We start from the raw sequence: 19,148 nt of genomic DNA on the forward strand, positions 1-19,148 counted from the left end.
ACCTGAAAAGACTCGTTTTCGACGATGTTTACCGCATCGACAAAGGCGGAATGCAGGGCATGAATCAGTTAGTTAATCGATCCGCTTTTTTAAACCCATAAGGGCTGGGCGCCCCCGTCTAAAACCTTATAAGTTTGTAGTTAAGTACTTACTCCGCCAGGTTGAAACGTACCTGAACGCCGCCCGCCGTGGTGGCCCGGATGAAGTTGTTCGACACCAGCGGGTCGTTGAACGTGCGGTCGAAGTAGAAGTTGACGTTGAGGCGGCGGTTCACCACGTAGCTCAATTGCGGGCGCAACTGGAAGTTGACGTTACCCGCCACGATCGTCTGCTCGGCGTCGAGTTTGCGCTGAATCGTGCGGGTGTCGCGCAGGGTCAGGGCGAGGTTAAACGTCAGGTCATTTTTGAGGCGACGCACGGCCCCGTTGATGCGGAACGGCAGGCGCACATTCTGCTTGGTGAAACCGAGTGAGGCCGTTACGTCTTTGGTCGTTACTTCGGCCACCTGCGCGTTCGAGAGGTTCAGCGCGGCATCACGCGAGCGGTTGTATTCGAGCGCGCCATTCCAGCGGCTGCGGGTCTGGAAACGTACCCCCACGAACGGCGCAAATCGCTCGGTCATGCTGATCTGACTCATCACAAACACGGGGATGAAGTTGCCCGCCGTAGTGGGGTTGATCGGGTCGCCGCTGTTGATGTAGCGCGACAACGGGTAGCCCGACACGGCCAGGTTCACGTACTGCGCCTCGTAGCTGAGCGACGACGTAAAGTTGCCCACGCTGTAGTTCGACACGTACCGGTGCACGAGGTTGAAGGAACTGAACAGCTTGTTGAACGGCTTGGCGCGGTTCAGGCCGCTGAAGTTCAGGTCCCAGTTGGGGAACGGAATGCTGTAGAACGGCGAGTATTTCACCGACTGCGGATTCTGCCCGCTGTAGGCCGCGAAAAAGGCCGGAATTAGCACGTCCTGCGAGTTTTTGTTATAAGCGCTGGGGTTTTCGCGCACGGCCGGGTTGTCGGCTTGCAGGCGGCGTAGGATGATGTCGCGGTAGCTCTCGAACCGGTCGAAAATGGGTGAGGTATTGTCGGGGCGGAGGTTCACGAACGTGGTGCCAAACGACAGGTACGACATACTGTAGCTGCCATTGCGCAACGGTGCCTGACTACTAAACTGCGCGCCTTGCAGGGCCGGCCGGTAAAACTCCTGATAACTATCCGAGCGGTTGTAATTGGCGTTTACGTTCAGGCGGAAATCGCGGAAAGGCTCCAGCGTGGTGTTGGCCGTGAACTTCCGGGTGATAGACTGCGTAAACGGCGCGTTCTGCACAATACTCGGCGACAGCAGCCCCTTCCGCGCCAGCCGGGCGGCAATGTCGTGGTTCTGATCACCCAGCACAAACGGCAGCCCCGGCTCGCCGCTTTTATCGAGCCCAAACAAACTCGGTGACGACAGGAAGCCCGGCAACACCGTGTTTTCCTGAATGCTGTAGTTGACGTTGATGCCCCGCACCGTGAGCAGCGCGCGCACGAAGGCTTTGGCCAGTCGGTTACCGCCGGGGTTGATCTCCTGAATACTACCGGGGTTCCGGGCAAAGTTCAGCTTCGGCGCATTGGGCGTATTGGCCCAGCGCAACGACTTGATCTTGTTGTAGAGCAACACCAGATCGACCCGCCCGTTGATGCCGATTTCACGGTTGTTACGGATCGTGTTCCCAAACGGAATGTCCAGCGAATCTCTGATGCCAAACGAATTGGCCTGATACTGATACCCGATGTTGTAGGCCAGATCGGCCTGTATCCAGTTCACGATCGGGAACTTGTCGAACGGCACCCGGTAGGTGGTATTGATCGTCTGCTGGTAGTTTTTCATCCGCCCCAACCCCTGCACACTCCGCCACACCGAGTCGCGCTTGGCTTCAGTATTGATATCGCCCTGCGGTTCGTCGATGATGGCGTTGGCCGCCGCCCGGTAGCTCACCACCAGGTTCTTGGTCAAGTTCCAGGTGATGTCGTAGTACCGGTTGAAGAGGAAGTATTTCTCAAACTGCGCCGGAATACCATTGGTCGTCAGGTCGCTGTTACGAAGCTGCGTTTTGATAAAGCTCCGGTCCATATCGGCCCGTATGGAGACCACCGTCGGCAAGAGCGTCAGGTTAAAATCGCGCAGCCAATAGAGGTATTTACGCTCCAGACTCTTCACATTGCGGAACGGCTCGAACGCTCGCGGCTGACTCGTGAAGTTGTACGTAAACCCACCCCGATACTGCTCCTGTAGGTATTCGCCGGTCAGGATGTTGCTACGGCGAATGTCGTTGAAGGCGTAGTTGAACCCGAAGTTTTCGATGTCCCAGGGGCGGGCTTTCGCGTCGGGGTTGAGCCGGATCTTCCGCACATTCGAGAAGTTGATGCCGCGTCGGATGGTGTTGTCCTGCACTAGCTTCCGGTACTCGGCCGGGCTGGGTACGTTGCCTTCGGGCAGGCTGGCCAACGACTGCTCCAGCGGGGTGTCGGGGTCGAGCGGATTGAACTGCGGCGTTATGAGGCGGGCGTCGTAGTTGACGTAAACGGGAATCTTCAGCCCCCAGTTGGCGGGCAGAAACTTGTCGATCGACAACGCCGCTGATAGCCCATACTCGGTCGTTTCTTCGCGGGTCCGGTCGGTGGGCTTGGTTTGTACGCCGCCAAAACCCGCGCTCGAATACCGCCCCGAGGCCGTAATTGTGGCCACGTCGGCCATGCGCAAATTCAGCGCGCCAATGGCCGCCCGGCCCGATTTCTGCGTGATGCCAAAGGCCCGCAGTTCGTCTACCCAGATCGTGAAGGTCTTCGCCTGTTCGTCGCCGCCAGCCACGCGCGGGTTCCGTACCCCGATCATGATGCTTTGCACCGAACTCAGGTCGGGGTTACCCACCACGGTGAGTTGGTAGCGTTGCCCGGCCGGCCCCGGAAACTGCGACGGCTGTGTGAAGGGCAGTCGGGTCTGGCGCGTCAGGGCTTTGTTCCGGGCCGCTTTCAGGTCGGTGAGTTCACTGAAGGCGATGTCCAATTCGTTCTGATAGGGCCAGATCTGATCCGACGGAATATCCCCAATCGGCGATGATTTCAGGTTGGGTACCTCAATCTCGTAGTAGTTCTCCGTGTAGTCGGTCCCGATTCGGATAAAAGCCGACACCTGCCCGTCGATCTGCGGATCGGGGCTGTGCATGTGCACGAACATCTTCAGCCGTTCGCGGAACAGAAAGTCGAAGTTGGTGTTGCGGAACGCGCCCCGCGAGTCGCCGTCGCGCAGGTTAGTTACGCTCAGGGCCATCGACTGCTCGTTGAGCTGCACGTTGTTGTTAGGCTGCGTGTAGTCGACGTCGCGGATGAAGCCCGGTGGCACGTCGTACTTGTATTTGGTCGTGCCCCCCTGACTGTTTTCTTCCACGTTGACCGCCGACACTTTAAACTGGGCGTCGTAGGGCTCGGGTACTTCCTGCAAGCCCACCTGCGTGAGGTCGCCGTTGTACTTGCGGTACTGGTTGGCTTCCATCTGCAACTGCGCGAACCGCAGCACTACGGGCTGCTCGAAGTTGGTCAGGTACATCCGGAAAAAGCGGATCGACTTAAATCCGTTGATGTTGCCCACCCGGCGGTTGAACTCGCGCACCGGAATGCGGAACAGGTACCAGTCGGCCCCGGAGGCACTCACTTTGTCGATGATGTAGCGGTTCCCAACCTGAAACGAGTTTTCGTTGATGTCGATCTGGTAATCGTAATAGGCCTCGTTTTCGTTGATGGTGTTATCGGTATTGAGGTCTTCAATATCGGGTAGAATCGACGAGGCGGGCGTGGTCAGGTTGTTGAGGTCGTTGGCACTCTCGGGTGAGTTGTTCTCCATACCCATGTACTGCTTGTAGCGGGCCACGATGTACTTCAGCGAGTCGGCCTGTTGGCCCAGGTAGAACTGGAAATCGTCGCCCGAGGGGTCGGCCAGAATACGCCGTTGCGCCTCCTGGTTGGTTACGTTAGCTCGTACCGCATCCAGAAACGGTTTGAATTTGGCCTGCTCCTCGGCGTTGCTCAGCCCATCGAGGCCAACGTCCTGCTTGGGCCGTGCCCCCGCCTGATTGGTAAACGCCTGCGTGACGAACTGCTGCCGGGGCGCTTTCCCCCAAACCGTTTCGACCGTACCACCACCCAGCCGGATATTGCTGCTATCGATGGGAATCCCATTTTCGAAGTTGTAGCGACCGTCTTTGACGACGTCTTCCGAAATGTCGCCGAGGTTGAAATGCAACGTACCTGAGCCGGGCCGCTGGTTCGGGAACGTGTTGTCGGGGTTGCCGCGCACCAGGTTGTTCTGCCCGCTAAAGGGGTTCATCATCCAGAACGTGATGTTCTCGACGTTGGCGTTGTCGAAATCGGCATCCGACGTGATGGCCCGCGTGATGGCCCCAAAATTCTGCCGCGGGTTTTTCAGCGTACCGTTGGGGGTCAGGTCGGGGTTGTAGTTGTACATGCCCCGTTCGGCCGGGAAATAGGCAATGTCGAGGATGTTTTCGGGCAACTGAATCTGCCGGATCGACCGGCCCGGAAACAGCTCGTTGGGCAGAAACGGCTTCTCAAAAATATTGTCGTCGTTGGGCACAGTACCCACGTCGACACCACCGGTTGCGTTGGCGCCCAGATAGAGCGTCTGGTCGATGCTGTAGGCCGAAATGCGCGCCCGCCGGTACCCCGATTCGAGCGAGTTGGTGCTGCCCTGCGGGAAGTCCTGCGGCGTTGACCCCAGGCGCCAGCGGTTGGGTTGCCGGGTGAGGTCGAAGATGGTGCGGGTGGCTTCAAAATCGTCGATGAAGGCGTTGTTATTCACCTGCTTCGACACGCCGGGAATGAACTCGGCGACCTCACCCGTAAATTGAATCGCCGACAATTCTTTGGTCTGAATCAGTGGCAGCCGGTCGAGCAGGCGGGTCAGGCCAGGTGAGTCGCGGCGCAGGTTCACGTCGAACCCAAGCATAGTGTTGTTGACCGGCTCGTTGCCGATGGCCACGCGCGTCAGGAAGCCCGCGGGCGTTTCGCGCATGTTCATGGCCGTCACGCCAAAGTTGATTTCGGGTGTCAGCCGGTAATCGAGGCGCGTGCCGATGAGGGTACGTACCTGATTCTGAAACAGGTCGGGCAGTTCGTAGCTGATCCGAATCTCGCGACCCGAATTGTTCACGCTCTCGTTGAGGATACGTACCCGTTGCGCATCAACCACGTAATCCTGCCCCGGCACCAGCGGCACCCCACCGGCCGAAACCTGCACCGATTCGGGCTTGACGCCGTAAGGCAAATCCTGACCCTGCCCCTGCGCCGACTGGAACGACCCTTTCAGGAAAAACTTGTTTTTGACGGCAACCTGCTGGGCATCGGCCAGCGTGGTCCGGTAGAGCTCGCTGAATACGTATTTACTCTGCAATTGCGCCGCGTTGCCGCCGTTGTCGGGTGCCTGCGCAATCTTTTGCGCGAGGTAGTTGCCGAATGGCTCCAGCACGGGGAAGTAAATCTTACCGTTGCGGCTGTCGATGGTGAACCCTTCCACGTAGTCGAAGTTGCCATCGGGCTGGTTGTCGAGTTGCTGATTGAGCCGGTCGAGGTTAAACACCTGCACCAGCGGCACACCTACCAGTACGTCCTGCAAGGTCGGGTTGTCGATGCCCGTCTGATCGTCTTTGTAGATCACCCGAAACTGGAAGCCCTGCCGCGCCACGTTATTCGTATTCAACGAATAGACGTTTTTCATCATCAGGTTCCACATCGGGTTTTGCAGGTTGTTCCGAATGGTTGACGATTTCAGGAGCTTCAGGAAAATCACCCGGTCTTCGCTTTCGCTCTGGTAGTCTTCGGTGAGTTCGCCCACCTGATAGCGTTTGCCCTGGTAGGTGTATTCATACGAAACCGCCAGCACTTCGTCGTTCCGTAGCGCCGTCACGAGCGAGATGTAACCTAGCTCGGGATTGAAGCGATACTCGCGCTCGGTCAGACGTTTGGCCCCGCGAAGCAGGTCGTAATCGGTGCCTTTCTGAAGCCGGAGCGTGTTGTCGAGCACATCGGTCGTCTGGTCGACCTGCCGGGCAGTAGGGTTGTTGCGTAGGGACGTGAATAACGCATTGGCCCCGTTGCTGGCGGGCGAACCACCCCCGAGTCCATTGCCGATGGCCGGGTTGCTGCTGTTAAACGGGGCGGGTTCGGCCAGATCGGCAAACCCGACAATGTTGCGGAGCTGATCGGTGGTGTTGGTGCGGTTGGTTACGTACACTTCAAGGCGCGTCACCGTCACGCCGGAGGTCGGCACTGGCAGGCTCTTAAGCGAGCGTTCGTAGTTGGATCGGAAAAACTGCGACAGAAAGAAATGCCGGTTTTCGTCGTACTGGTCGGCCCTGATTTCAAACTGACGGTTAGCAATGCCGCCGCGCAGGACAATCTCCTGCCGCCTCGACCGCTGCTGCGAGAGCACCGTGGTGGCGTTCAGCTTGCCGAAGCGCGTTTGCAGCTTGATCCCGAACAGGTTTTGCACGCCGGGAATGAGCTGGCTGTTGAGGTTCCAACTCAGGTTACCAACCTCCACGTTTTGCAGAATGCTCTCGTTTTGGGGCGTAAACGGTAACTGCTGATTAGGCTGCACACTGCCGAAGCTGGGCAGATTGGGCAGGCCAGGCACCTGCGGCAGGTTAGGCAGGCCGTTGGCCCCAATGCCCGGAATCAGACCCTGCGGACGGTAATTAACCTTTAACGCATTCTCGAAGTTGAAACTGGCTTTCGTGTCGAAGTTGGCCAGCAGCCCCAGCCGCTCACCCACCTGCCCGTTGAAGTTGATGCTGATCTGCTCGTTGAAAATGATGTTTCCCTGGCTCCGTAGCCGCACCGGAATGGCCGGATTGTCGATAAACTGATGCAGGTAGCCCAGGTCGAGCGAGACGAAGCCGTTGGGTTTGAAGTCGATGTTGTTCCCGCCAAAGATCCGGTCCAGAATGGGCGGCATCTCCAGTTTCGGGATCAAGCCCCGGCCGCTGACGGCACTCTGCCCATCGCGGCGGGCGGCATATTCGCGGAAGAGGCGATCTTCGATGCGCTCGTTTTGCAACCGGTTGAACTCCGAATACGGAATGACCTCGCCGGGGCGGTAGGGTAGGCCTATCGGGCGCGAGGGACTGCCGGTCAGGCTGTTGGACGGCGTGGTAATGGGAGCGGCAATGATCGGGCTGGGTGCCGCAGGTACGTTGCCACGCGAATCGCCGGGTACGTTGCCAACGCCGGGACGAGGAGCAAGCCGTTCGTTGATGGTCATCGACTTGTCGGGCAGCAGGCGGAAGTCCGTATTCAGCGAGCGGGGGTCGCGCAGTTGGTAGGGCGAGCGGGGCAGCCGTTCCGAAAAGCGGGTGGCGTAGCGGTCGCTCCACCGGAGGGTTGGGCGGCGGTTGGCGTTTTTGACAGCCCGCAGGCTATCCTGCCGTTCCTGGGCGATGGCTCTGGCAGCGGCCCGCGCCGAATCATTAGCGGCTCTGATCTGCTCAGGGGTGCGCGTCGGGGCGGTCGGTGTGTTGCGTCCCCGCCGGGGCGTTTGCTGCGCCCGGCCTTGTTGGCTACCGATCGTCAGCAACAAAGTAAGCGATACCACCAGGCAAAAGGTATACTGCCAACGCCCGTCGCGGTGTCTGACAGGCGCGTAACTTGCTGGAAAAGAAAAGGGTTGGCCGGTAAAACGCTTCACCATGTCTGGTGTATAATCAAAAGAATAAACAAGGCAGTAGATTTAGCCGTTAACACAACGGCTAAAACCGGGCCAATCGTATCAGATATTAGCTAAGAATTAAAAGTTAGGCCGAAGGGGTTGACTTACGGCCCAGAATCAGTAGCTGTCGATCGGTTAACGCCAAAACTAGCGCAGCGCTTTTCGGATAATGTCTTCTACACTTAATTCGGGTTCGGCCCGGATAATATCGTCGACGCTCTTTTCGGCCGACGGGCGGGGGAAGCCCAGGGCCACCAACGCCGCCAGGGCCTCTTCGCGAACGGGGTTACCTGCCTGCTGACGGTACGTGGGAACATCGGGGAGCAAGCCTGCTTTTTTCATCCGATCTTTCAATTCCAGAATAATACGCTGCGCCGTTTTGGCTCCGATACCCTTAATGGCCTGCACCGCCCGCACGTTCTCGCTCATAATGGCCAGACGCAGGTCTTGCGGCGACATGGCCGACAGCATACCCAGCGCCGTATTTGGCCCAACGCCGCTGACGCTGATCAGCTCACGGAACAGGGTTTTCTCGTCGGCGTTGGCGAAACCAAATAAGGTCTGGTTGTCTTCGCGAAAATGGTGGTGAATAAATAGCTTTACCTTATCCCCGCCGCCGGGTAGCGTCGAGTAGGTCTGCAAAGAGATAAATACTTCGTAGCCAACGCCCTTTACATCGATGATGGTATAGGCGGGCTCTTTATACGACAAGGTGCCGTCGAGATAAGCGATCATAACTTAATGTACAATGTATAATGAACGATGTACAATGGGCTGACGCAGTTGTACAGTAGCCATGGCCAGTATACATCGTTCATTGTACATTATCAATTACCCCACCAGCAGTTTCATACCAGGTTTGACGCTGTTGCCCTTGATGTGGTTCATCTTTTTGAGCTTGTCAATCGGGATGCCGCCGTAGCGTTGCGAGATATTCCAGAGGGTATCGCCGCTCTGCACGCGGTGGTATTTGGCTTTGACCCGGCCGCTACGCTCCGTAGAAGCCGCCGCTTTTCGATGGTCTTTGGGATCGGAGCCTTGCTGAGCCATGCGCTCGGTATGCGTCTCGCCCGCTTCCCGCAGAATCAGCAGCTTCTGACCCACGCGTACTTTCGTGGAACGCAGGTGATTCCACTGCTTCAGGTCATACAACTCGACGTGGTAACGATCGGCAATATCGCCCAGGTTATCGCCGCGCTTCACCGTGTGCGTCAGCTTGCGGGGCTTTTTGAGCACGACCGCTTCCAGGTCATCGGCTTCGGGAATGTCGTTTTCAGCCACAACGGCGGCTGCTACGTTCGTACTGGCCGTCAGGACGGGGTCGCTCCAGCGGCTGGCAACGCGCCAATTGGCCGGGTCGTTGACCGAGTCGCGTGTGGGGCCAAACTCTTCGCTATGCGCCAGTAACATATTGGCCATCATAACGGGCATTTTCGTGGCCGAATCCATAATGGCCTGGCGCTGCGTGGCAAACTGATGGAATCGCTCGCTCGGTAGCCGCAGCACATGGCCCCGCGTGTATTCGGGCAGGACACCGGTTACGATGGCTGGGTTGAGCTTCTGAATCGCTGGCAGCGACATGTTGCTCAGATCGGCCAGCGTTTTCAGGTTCAGGTAGCTGTTGACCTGAATGGTATCGAAAGCCAGCGGATAATCGGGTCGTTCGGGATGAATGCCGTGGTCGGGGCCGAAGTTCATCATATAGGTCATGGCGATGAACTGCGGCACATAGGAGCGGGTCTCTTTCGGCAGGCCTTCGTAGCAGGTCCAGAACGTAGTGCCGCCCGTGCGGCGCATGGCCCGGCGCACGGCTCCCGGTCCGCAGTTGTAGGCCGCCATCGACAGTTCCCAATCGCCAAAGATGCGGTACAGGTCTTTGAGGTACCGGCAAGCAGCCTCGGTCGCTTTCACGGGGTCCATCCGGTCATCGACATAGTCGTCGATGTTCAGGTTGAAATCACGACCCGTGTAGGGCATAAACTGCCAAAGGCCGCCCGCGCCCACCCGCGACATGGCTCGTGGATTCAGGGCCGACTCGACGATCGAGAGGTACTTCAGCTCGTCGGGCATGTTGTACTTGGCGAGCGTCTTTTCGTAGAGCGGAAAATAGAACGGCATCCGCTCCATCACCATACGCGTGTAGCTGGGCTTCCGGTAGGTGAAGTAATCAATGAAATTATGAACGACCCGGTTGTAAGGCAGCGGAATCTGACGTTGCAGCCGTGGTAGCCGTTCCCGCAGCAGCGCTTCCGGTACCGAAGGCAGGTTGAGCACTTCTTCAACCACAAACGCAGAGTCGATCTGCATGGTGTCGGCGATGGCCTCCTGAACGGTCACTTTCGGCGTGGGCCGGTTGGCCTGTGCCGCTACCATCTGGGGGAGCAGGGCCGTGAAGCCCAGCAGAAAGCCGAAACCAAGTGGGTACAGTCGTTTCGTCATGTCGGTCATTTACGTATTACGAGTTCGTTGGAGGAAGGAGGCACGCGCACTGGTAGGTAAAGTCAATCGTCCGGATGGGTTAATCATCAGGCCGCGACGGGAGCCTCCAGGGCGTTGGCCGTTGCCACCAGCAAACCCTCCTGAAACGGCGGCGCCAGCAGTTGCAGGCCAATGGGCAAGCCCTCAAGGTCGGTACCATTGGGAACAGAAATGGCCGGATACCCCGTCACATTAGCTTGAACGGTGAAAATATCGGCTAAGTATGCCGCGACCGGATCGTCGTTTTCTTCGCCCAGCCGGAAAGCCGTTGTGGGTGTCGTGGGCATCAGCAACAGATCATAGTCGGCGAAGATGCGATCTGTCTCGTCGCGGACCAGCCGACGTACCTGCTGCGCTTTGGTGTAATAAGCGTCGTAATAGCTGGCACTCAGCGCGAACGTACCCAGCAGGATCCGCCGACGTACCTCGGGGCCAAACCCTTCGGTACGGCTCTGTTTGTACATGGCCACGAGATCGGCCACGGGCGCCTGAGTCCGGTGGCCATACCGCACGCCATCAAAGCGCGACAGGTTCGACGAGGCCTCGGCGGTGGTCAGGATATAATACGTGGGTAACAGGTGCTTCAGCAAGGAGAGCGACACCGGTTCGACCCTGTGGCCCTGGCTGCGCAGGCGCTCGATAGCCGCCTCTGTCGCCTGGCGGATGGCCGGGGCTACTCCCTCACTGTCTACGCCATCGGCCAGATAAGCGATGCGGAGCGGGCGATCGGGTAAAGTTGCCGTGCTGTAGGAGTCAACTGACCGCTGCGATACGGTGTTGTCGAACGCATCAGGCCCGGCCATGACCTCCAGCAGCAGCGCCGCATCATAGGCGTCGTTGGCAATGGGACCAATGCAATCAAACGAGGAGGCGTAGGCGATCAGGCCCCAGCGGCTAATGCGGCCGTAGGTGGGTTTCAGGCCAACGACCCCACAGAACGCCGCCGGTTGCCGCACCGAGCCACCCGTATCGGAGCCAATACTGGCCAGACAGAGGCCTGCCTGCACTGCTACCGCCGACCCGCCACTGCTGCCACCTGGTACCCGGTCGGGGTTGGCGGCATTACGTACAGGACCAAACGCCGACGTCTCGTTGGCCGATCCCATCGCAAACTCGTCGCAGTTTTGCCGACCAATGATAATGGCGCCGGCAGCCAGCAACCGCTCCACAGCCGTTGCCGTAAACTGAGCCTCGAAACCGTCGAGAATATGGCTGCCTGCCCGGAGGCCGTGCCCGGCGTAACTCAGCACGTCTTTAATGCCGATCACCATGCCGTGCAGTCGCCCAATGGAGGCCGGGTCGGCGAGGCGGCGGGCGTCAAGCTCGTCGGCGCGCTGCCGGGCTTCGTCGGCGTAGACCTCCGTAAAGGCGTTGAGGTGCTGATGATCGGTAATGCGGGTAAGGTACTGCTCGACCAATTGGCGGCAGGTGAGGGCACCCGTGGCCAGATCGGCCCGAACAGAACGGAAGGAACGGTACAGTGAAGGCATGAAAAGAGGGTCCGTTTACCGGGATAAGCCCCCCATTAGTGAGGGGCGGCCCGAAAACGCTGAGACGAAAGACGCCGGACTAATGTAAAAACAGACAACCGGGCGTCCTGGGGGCGTCCGGTTGTGAGCATATGGCTATGTGAGCAGTTACTTCGTTTCCTTAAGGCCGTCTTCGATGTTCTCGCGGACGTCTTTGGTAGCATCCTTAAATTCACGGATACCTTTACCAAGACCACGGGCCAGTTCAGGCAGTTTCTTGGCACCAAAGAACAACAATAGCGCTAAGAAAATGAGCAGCATCTCTTGACCGCCCAGACCCATAATTGCATAAATGGATGCTGTAATCATGATTGAGTTTGTTTTAACACGTTGACAAAAATACGAAAATGTTTTGGGTATGGATTCTTTCTCAGATTAAACTGAAAAAACGGTTGCCCCTACTCAAGGTCAATAACTTTCCCCGATACCCGCGCCTGTTCGCGTTCCCAACTGCGGAAGTTGATCAGTTCGTTCTGCAACGAGTTGAAGAGCCAGACCATCAGCGCGATGTCGTCGGCGAAGCCAACAAAGGGCAGCACGTCGGGGATCACGTCAAGGGGCGATACGAAATAAATCAACGACGCCAGCACTGATACGATGGTTTTGGTCGAAACCTGGCGGTACTCACCGGATGCGTAAGCTTTTACCAGGCGGCTCAGCAAGCCAATCTGTTCTCGAAAACCAACGCCGTCATCGCCCGATACGGTTTTGCTTTTGTTGAGTGCCTCCCGAATCAACGCCAGCATGCCGAGGCCATTTTTAGCGTAACGGCCCGCCCGGTGGGTTGAACGGCGAAAGAAAATTGAACTGAGTACCTTGGCAATAAGACTACTTTTGGCCATTGAGTTAGATGTTGTTCGAGTGAATGTGCGCTGTCACCAACGACAGAACAGACGTATAACAAGTTTGCGCCCGAAAAAGTGTTCTGAAAAACACCTAGTGATAGCCTTTTCGATCAAGCCGCCCACCGGCGAACTCAAATTCCCGCCGGTAGTGAGGCTACGCTCGACACGCAACGGGCTGTCTTTTGCAACTTGTTCTGGCAACGTACCCAGACAGCAGTCTGCAGGCAGAAATCGCCAGGCAACAGGGCTGAGCGCGATTTAGGCCCAGGCTGAACGAACGATACCCAACAGTTCGGCGTAAAGAAAGTGAGTTGGCGGACGGGGGGGACGAGCAGGTGATGATAACTCGATGGGCCAGTATCCTGCTGACCCAAGCGCAAGAAGCCAACCTACCTACCGGTCGACCCGCGCGGCCTGCATCCATCGGCTGCCTTCCATTAGTTTAACTATACGTTAAATAGTGAACAAAGGGCAGGTGGTGTACTAATTAACATATCTATAGTGCAAGTTTTTGTCATTCAATGGTTTTTACTAAGTATTTTAACTCTAACTTTGTAGTTACCTGGATTGGGGCTTGAGCTTGCCGTAACGCTGAACAACTACATGCTTTCCCACTTGTCATCTGGTCAACTGCAAATTGGCATCATTGGCCTTGGGTATGTCGGCTTGCCCCTTGCCATCGAGTTTGGTAAAGAATGGCCCACTATCGGGTTTGACATCAATCAGGTTCGCGTCGATGCGCTCAGGAAGGGAATCGATCACACCCGGGAAGTGTCGGAACAGGCCTTCGGTGCCAGTCAGCACGTTCGGTTTACGGGCAACATGGCCGATCTGGCGGCGTGTACGGTCTACATCGTGACGGTACCCACACCAATCGATAAGTACAAATCACCTGATCTGACCGCCCTGTTGGCTGCCTCCCGCATGGTCGGGGCGCACTTGAAACGAGGCGATCTGGTCGTCTACGAATCGACGGTTTATCCCGGCTGCACCGAGGAAGACTGCGTGCCCGTACTGGAGGCTGCGAGTGGGCTGCGTTACAACGACGATTTTTTTTGTGGGTACTCGCCCGAGCGGATCAACCCCGGCGACAAAGAGCGCAATGTATCGCAGATTCTGAAGATTACGTCCGGTTCCACGCCTGCGGCCGCCCGGTACGTTGATCAACTCTACAGCCGGATCATCAAAGCGGGCACGTACCCAGCGCCGTCGATCAAGGTGGCAGAAGCCGCCAAAGCCATCGAAAACGCGCAGCGCGACGTCAACATTTCCTTCGTTAATGAACTGGCCCTGATTTTTGACCGGCTCGGCATCGACACGATGGACGTGCTGGAAGCGGCCGCCACCAAATGGAATTTCCTAAAGTTTCGGCCCGGTCTGGTGGGGGGGCATTGCATCAGCGTCGACCCCTATTACCTGGCCCACAAAGCCCAAAGCGTCGGATACCATCCGCAGGTCATTCTGTCGGGGCGCCGTGTCAACGACGATATGCCCATCTACGTGGCCAACAAACTCGTCAAAGCCATGATCCGGGCGGGGCTGTCGATCGCAGGCTCGTCGGTGTTGCTGCTGGGCGCGACATTCAAAGAAAACTGCCCCGACATCCGCAATACTAAAGTGGTCGACATCTACCAGGAGTTAACGGGCTTCGGCATGAAAGTCGACATCTATGACCCCTGGGCCAGTGCCGACGAGGTCTATGCCGAATACGGCATCCGGCTGGTTGAGCAACCCGGTCGCTGCCGCTACGATGGCGTTATCCTGACGGTGGCCCATGATGAATTTCTGACCCTCGATTTGCAGGAACTCTGCCGCAGTGAACTGTCGATCATCTATGACTTGAAGTCGGTACTTGACCGGACGAAAGTGTCTATGCGAATCTAAGTGTTTCTAATTTACCCACTGAATGCGCCTTTTTACCCGTATCGTCCTGAACTGTCTTTTAGGCTTACTCATTGGCACCGCGATGGCTCAGCGGCAGCCGAAACGCGATGCGATGACCTATTTTCAGCCAACCGACCAGGATAGTACGGCGGCGCTTTCCGTTCGCCGACCTGCTTATGCCTACCGGCTACAGACGGGGGATATTCTGGCCATTGCCGTGTCGAGCCTGAACGCCGACGCCGACATCACGTTCAATCCGTTTAGTCGCTTTGGCGGAGTACTGGCGGGGGGCACGTCGGGCCGCGAAACGAGCAACAACCTGCCCATTGGTTACCGGGTGAGCGAGACCGGGACAATCCACTTCCCCAAACTGAATCAGGTGCCGGTAGCGGGGCGCACCCTGAGCGAACTGGAAACCCTGTTGCGCGATACGCTACAGGCCTTTCTCCGGGAGCCATACGTCTCGGTTCGGCTTCTCAATTTCAAAATTTCGGTGCTGGGTGAGGTGCAGCAACCGTCGGTATTTACGGTACAGAACGAAAAAATCACGCTGACCGAGGCTATCAGTCTGGCGGGTGATCTGACCGTCTATGGTAAACGGGAAAATGTGCTGGTCGTGCGCGAAACACCCGCCAAACGGGAGTTTATCCGCGTCGATCTGACCAACCGGTCGCTGTTCGACTCGCCGGCGTATTACCTCAAACCCAACGATATGATCTACGTGGAGGCCAAGAATAGCAAGAAAGTACAGGCCAGCAAACTCTTCCCCTACGTGCCGGTATTCGTCAGCGGCCTCACGCTCATCGCCACCGTCGTTTTGAATCTGATGCGCTAAGCCCTCTACCCGCTGACCAGCCCAGCACCACCCACCCCGAAACCTGCTATGGCAAATCAGGAAGCTGAAACGAATCAATTTGGTCAGGAATACATTAAGTTTCTGGTTACCAAGTACCTGCGCAATTGGTACTGGTTTGTCTTGGCTCTGGTGATCAGTGTCGTGGGCATGTTTGGGTACCTCACTACGCTCAAACATACGTTCAGCGCGCAAGCCAGTATCCTGATCAAAGACGAAGACAACTCAGGCGGGTCAGCCAAGCAGGATCTGATGCAGGAGCTGGACATGTTCGGGCCAAAAAAGCAGGTAGAAAACGAGATCGAAGTCCTGAAATCCTTCAAACTGGCCAAAAAAGTAGTCGAGGAGCTGGGTCTCGACATCGTCTATTCGTACAAAGACCGGTGGCGGGTACGTGACATTTACCGGGATGCCCCCATCGTGGTAAACGTGCTGAAACCGATCAACGCCGCCTACGATATCCCGTATCCGGTAACCGTCGCCGCCGACCATGCGCTCATCGACGGCGTCAACTGCCCATTTGGTAAACCCACGGCCTCGCCCCTGGGCCTGGTGATCATCAACCGGCGCGATAGTGTGACGACGCGGCACGACAGGATCACGGTGACTATGGAACACCAGGTCGATGTCATCAAGTCGTTCGTAAAACGCCTGCGGGTGTCGCAGCCCAACAAGTCGGCTTCGGTGCTATTCCTGACCATGGAGGACCACGCTCCCGACCGGGCCGAAAAATACCTCGACCGGCTGATCCATGTCTACGAACTGATGTCGTTGCAGGACAAAAACCGGGTAGCCGCCAACACGCTGCGGTTTGTCGAAGAGCGGCTGGGCATCATCTCCCGCGAACTGACCTCGGTCGAGAGCGATATTCAGCGTTACAAGACCAACTCGGGTATCGTTGATCTAAGCTCAGAATCAGCCTTGTTTTTGGATAAAGTAAAGGAAAACGATGCGCAACTGGGGCAGGTAAACATTCAACTGGGTACGTTGACCGAAGTTGAAAACTACATCGCCAGCAAACCCGGCACCCGCGTGGTAGCGCCCGCTACCGTGGGCCTCGACAACCCCACGCTGACCAGCCTGATCGGCAACCTGTTTGAGCTGGAAGGGCAACGCTCAACGCTGATTCGGACCGTGCCGGAAAAATCGATTCCCATCGAGACGATCGACGAGCAGATTCGCAGCACCAAGCGTAACATTGCCGACAACGTGCAGACGTTGCGCCGGATTTTGCTGGCTACCCGGGAGAGCCTGCAAACCAATAACAAGCGGATCGAGTCGACCATCCGCACCATCCCGCTGAAAGAACGGCAACTGCTCGATATATCCCGGCAAGCCAGTATCAAGGGCAATCTGTATACGTACCTGTTGCAGAAACGCGAAGAAACCGCCATGTCGTTTGCCTCCACAGTCTCCGACCTGCGCGTTATCGACGACGCTCAGGCCGAACCGCAGCCGGTGAAGCCCGTCAAGCGAAACTACTACCTGGTGGCTTTGCTGATCGGCCTGTTGCTGCCTGTGCTGGTGCTTTGGCTGATTGATTATTTTAACAACAAAATCAGCCGTAAAGCGCAGGTCGAAGCGGCCACCGACACGCCCATCATTGGCGAAATTATACAGTCGGAGCAGCCTCAGTCACCGCTGGTCGTCACCGCCAAAAGCCGATCGCTGCTTTCTGAGCAAATTCGGGCGTTACGGACCAACATCCAGTTTTTCAATACGGAAGGAGGCGACAAGCAGACCATTCTGGTGACGTCGAATATTAGCGGCGAAGGCAAATCGTTTATCTCGCTCAATCTGGGCGCTAGTCTGGCGATTGCCGACAAGAAGGTGGTCATGCTAGAACTGGACATGCGGAAGCCCAAACTGCATCGCTACATCAAAGACGCTACCCCCCAAGGCCTGTCGAGTTATCTGGTTGGGCAGGCGACGCTCGATGAGATCATCAAGCCGGTGGAGGCCTACCCCAACCTGTTTTTCATTCCCTGTGGCATCATTCCACCCAACCCGGCCGAGCTGATTGGCGGGGAGAAAATGCGCTATCTGTTTGACAACCTGCGCGAGCATTTCGATACGATCATTGTTGACTCACCCCCCGTTGGGCTGGTTACCGACGCCAACATGCTGGCCCGCTACGCAACCATGACGCTCTACATCGTACGGCACCTCTACACGGCTAAAGGATATCTGAAAAACATCGACACACTCTACCGGGAAAAGCGCTTTCCAAATATGTGCCTGATCATCAATGGCATCAGGACTGAGAAAGACTACGAATACAACTATGGCTATGGGTATGATGCCGGCTACGGCTATATGTACCGGGCAACGTATGGCGAAGACGCCGACAAGGTGAAAAAGGTGGCTAAAAAAGGCTTCAGCCTTCACTTCTGGAACAGAAAATAAACGGTGAACCAACCCCTGCATGCTGTATGGCGTTTGATCTGCGATTTCTTCTGGCCTCGTTGCTCTGCCTGCTGCTCCTGAGCCTCTTCTCGGAATTTACAGGGTTGGAGGCGCTGTCAGTCGGGTTCTCTTTGTACACGTTTTTGGTTTTCGTTCACAGTGTTGGCCGGACCATCGCCGTCCGTGAGTTAATGACATTTGTGGCAGCACTACAAGTGGTATTGGCCCCTTCACTGGAGTTGGCCGATGCGCCCGACAGTATGGCCTTGTCGTCGGCTGATTATTTGAGTTATGCCTTACCCGCTGTCGTTGCATTCGCTGTTGGGTTAAATCTGCCCTTACTCAAAACAAAACCACATAACGAGCTAATTGCAGCTGTTAAAGAATACGTCAAAGGAAAAGAAAGAACCAGTTTTACTTTATTAATTCTCGGGATAATCGGTTCGTTCTTTTTCAATTACGCACCTGTCCAAGTTAAAGCTTTGGTGTATTTACTGGCCGTTTGTCTGTATGCTTCTGTAATGTATGCGCATTACTCGGGTAGTGCATTTAAATACGTAACGTTGCTCACAGCCTTAGGTCTATTGTTGTACATTACCGTACGGGATGGTATGTTTGGCCATATGATTTTTTGGGTGACGTTATACGTATTAGTTGTTTTAGTTGGTACGAAGAGAGGAGGCAGTTTGGTCATAAAACTAACCTTAATTGGGTCGTGCGCTCTTTTTGTCTTATTGGCGCAGTCGGTTAAGATGGAATACCGCATAAAGACATGGGGCGATAGTCCTGAAAATCGAAAAGGTGACCTGAACCTGATGGTGGATTTATTCGCGCAAAGGATGAATGATCCTGACTTTCTGTTTGGTAAAAACCATCTATACGCCACTTACCACCGGTTAAATCAAGGGGGACTGATTGCGAAAACTATGGCCTACGTGCCCCATTATGAGCCTTTCGCGGATGGCGAATTACTAGCCCACTTCGTATACCCATTTATCCCCCGCCTTATCTGGAGTGAGAAACCGATAACAGGTGGTGCCGCCAATATAACCCGTTTTACGCCATTGACGCCAGATGGAATTACGAGCTCAAACATATCGCCTTTTGGTGAAGGGTACGCTAATTTTGGTAAAGCAGGCAGCGTAGTTTTTCTGTTTTTCTTTGGCGTTTTATTTAATTATTGTTTTCTCCGCATCATAAAAATTTCGGAAAGGCGGCCGTCTGTTTTGTTGTGGATACCCTGTTTATTTACGGGTTGCCTTTCGTTCGAAACAGATGTTTTATCGACATGGGGTAGCTTCGTGACGATGTCGATGTTTTTGATTGTTTTTTGGTTTGTTGCTAAACGCATCAACTTACAATTATAATTAGTCGTAGTCGTGCTGATGGTGAGC

Annotated in this window: 10 protein-coding genes; 4 read left to right on the forward strand and 6 right to left on the reverse strand. The window is 56.1% G+C overall.

Annotation, left to right across the window (positions count from 1 at the left end; all coding sequences use genetic code 11):
- Positions 1-148: 148 nt before the first annotated feature.
- The 6 genes from sov to FAES_RS07925 all read right to left on the reverse strand — a co-directional run bounded on the left by sov (position 149) and on the right by FAES_RS07925 (position 12,608).
- Positions 149-7,741 carry a T9SS outer membrane translocon Sov/SprA gene (gene sov / locus FAES_RS07900; protein ID WP_015330682.1) on the reverse strand — a complete coding sequence of 2,531 codons (7,593 nt, stop codon included), beginning with the start codon at positions 7,739-7,741 and terminating at the stop codon, positions 149-151.
- 165 nt (positions 7,742-7,906) lie between these two features.
- Positions 7,907-8,494: a Holliday junction branch migration protein RuvA gene (gene ruvA / locus FAES_RS07905; protein ID WP_015330683.1), complete on the reverse strand. Its 588-nt coding sequence runs from the start codon at positions 8,492-8,494 to the stop codon at positions 7,907-7,909.
- Positions 8,495-8,590: 96 nt separating this feature from the next.
- The gene (locus FAES_RS07910; protein ID WP_229364443.1) at positions 8,591-10,198 is read right to left on the reverse strand and encodes a lytic transglycosylase domain-containing protein; all 1,608 of its coding nucleotides are present in this window, start codon (positions 10,196-10,198) and stop codon (positions 8,591-8,593) included.
- Between the two features lie 86 nt (positions 10,199-10,284).
- On the reverse strand, positions 10,285-11,727 hold the full coding sequence (gatA, locus tag FAES_RS07915; protein WP_015330685.1) for an Asp-tRNA(Asn)/Glu-tRNA(Gln) amidotransferase subunit GatA: 1,443 nt from the start codon (positions 11,725-11,727) through the stop codon (positions 10,285-10,287).
- A 147-nt stretch (positions 11,728-11,874) separates the two neighbouring features.
- Positions 11,875-12,075, reverse strand: coding sequence for a Sec-independent protein translocase subunit TatA/TatB (locus FAES_RS07920; protein WP_015330686.1), 201 nt, complete (start codon positions 12,073-12,075; stop codon positions 11,875-11,877).
- A gap of 89 nt (positions 12,076-12,164) precedes the next feature.
- On the reverse strand, positions 12,165-12,608 hold the full coding sequence (locus FAES_RS07925; RefSeq protein ID WP_015330687.1) for a YkvA family protein: 444 nt from the start codon (positions 12,606-12,608) through the stop codon (positions 12,165-12,167).
- A gap of 606 nt (positions 12,609-13,214) precedes the next feature.
- Between FAES_RS07925 and FAES_RS07930 the strand changes: the two genes are divergently transcribed.
- The 4 genes from FAES_RS07930 to FAES_RS07945 are packed head-to-tail and all read left to right on the forward strand — an operon-like array spanning position 13,215 to position 19,121.
- Positions 13,215-14,495 (forward strand): nucleotide sugar dehydrogenase, encoded by a 1,281-nt coding sequence (locus FAES_RS07930; RefSeq protein ID WP_015330688.1) that lies wholly within the window; start codon positions 13,215-13,217, stop codon positions 14,493-14,495.
- Between the two features lie 22 nt (positions 14,496-14,517).
- Entirely contained in the window at positions 14,518-15,330 is an 813-nt protein-coding gene (locus FAES_RS07935; RefSeq protein WP_015330689.1) for a polysaccharide biosynthesis/export family protein, read from the forward strand.
- A 48-nt stretch (positions 15,331-15,378) separates the two neighbouring features.
- Positions 15,379-17,754: a GumC family protein gene (locus FAES_RS07940; RefSeq protein ID WP_015330690.1), complete on the forward strand. Its 2,376-nt coding sequence runs from the start codon at positions 15,379-15,381 to the stop codon at positions 17,752-17,754.
- Positions 17,755-17,780: 26 nt separating this feature from the next.
- On the forward strand, positions 17,781-19,121 hold the full coding sequence (locus tag FAES_RS07945; protein WP_015330691.1) for a DUF8712 domain-containing protein: 1,341 nt from the start codon (positions 17,781-17,783) through the stop codon (positions 19,119-19,121).
- The last annotated feature ends 27 nt before the right edge of the window (positions 19,122-19,148 follow it).

The organism is Fibrella aestuarina BUZ 2, assembly GCF_000331105.1.
Classification (GTDB): domain Bacteria; phylum Bacteroidota; class Bacteroidia; order Cytophagales; family Spirosomataceae; genus Fibrella; species Fibrella aestuarina.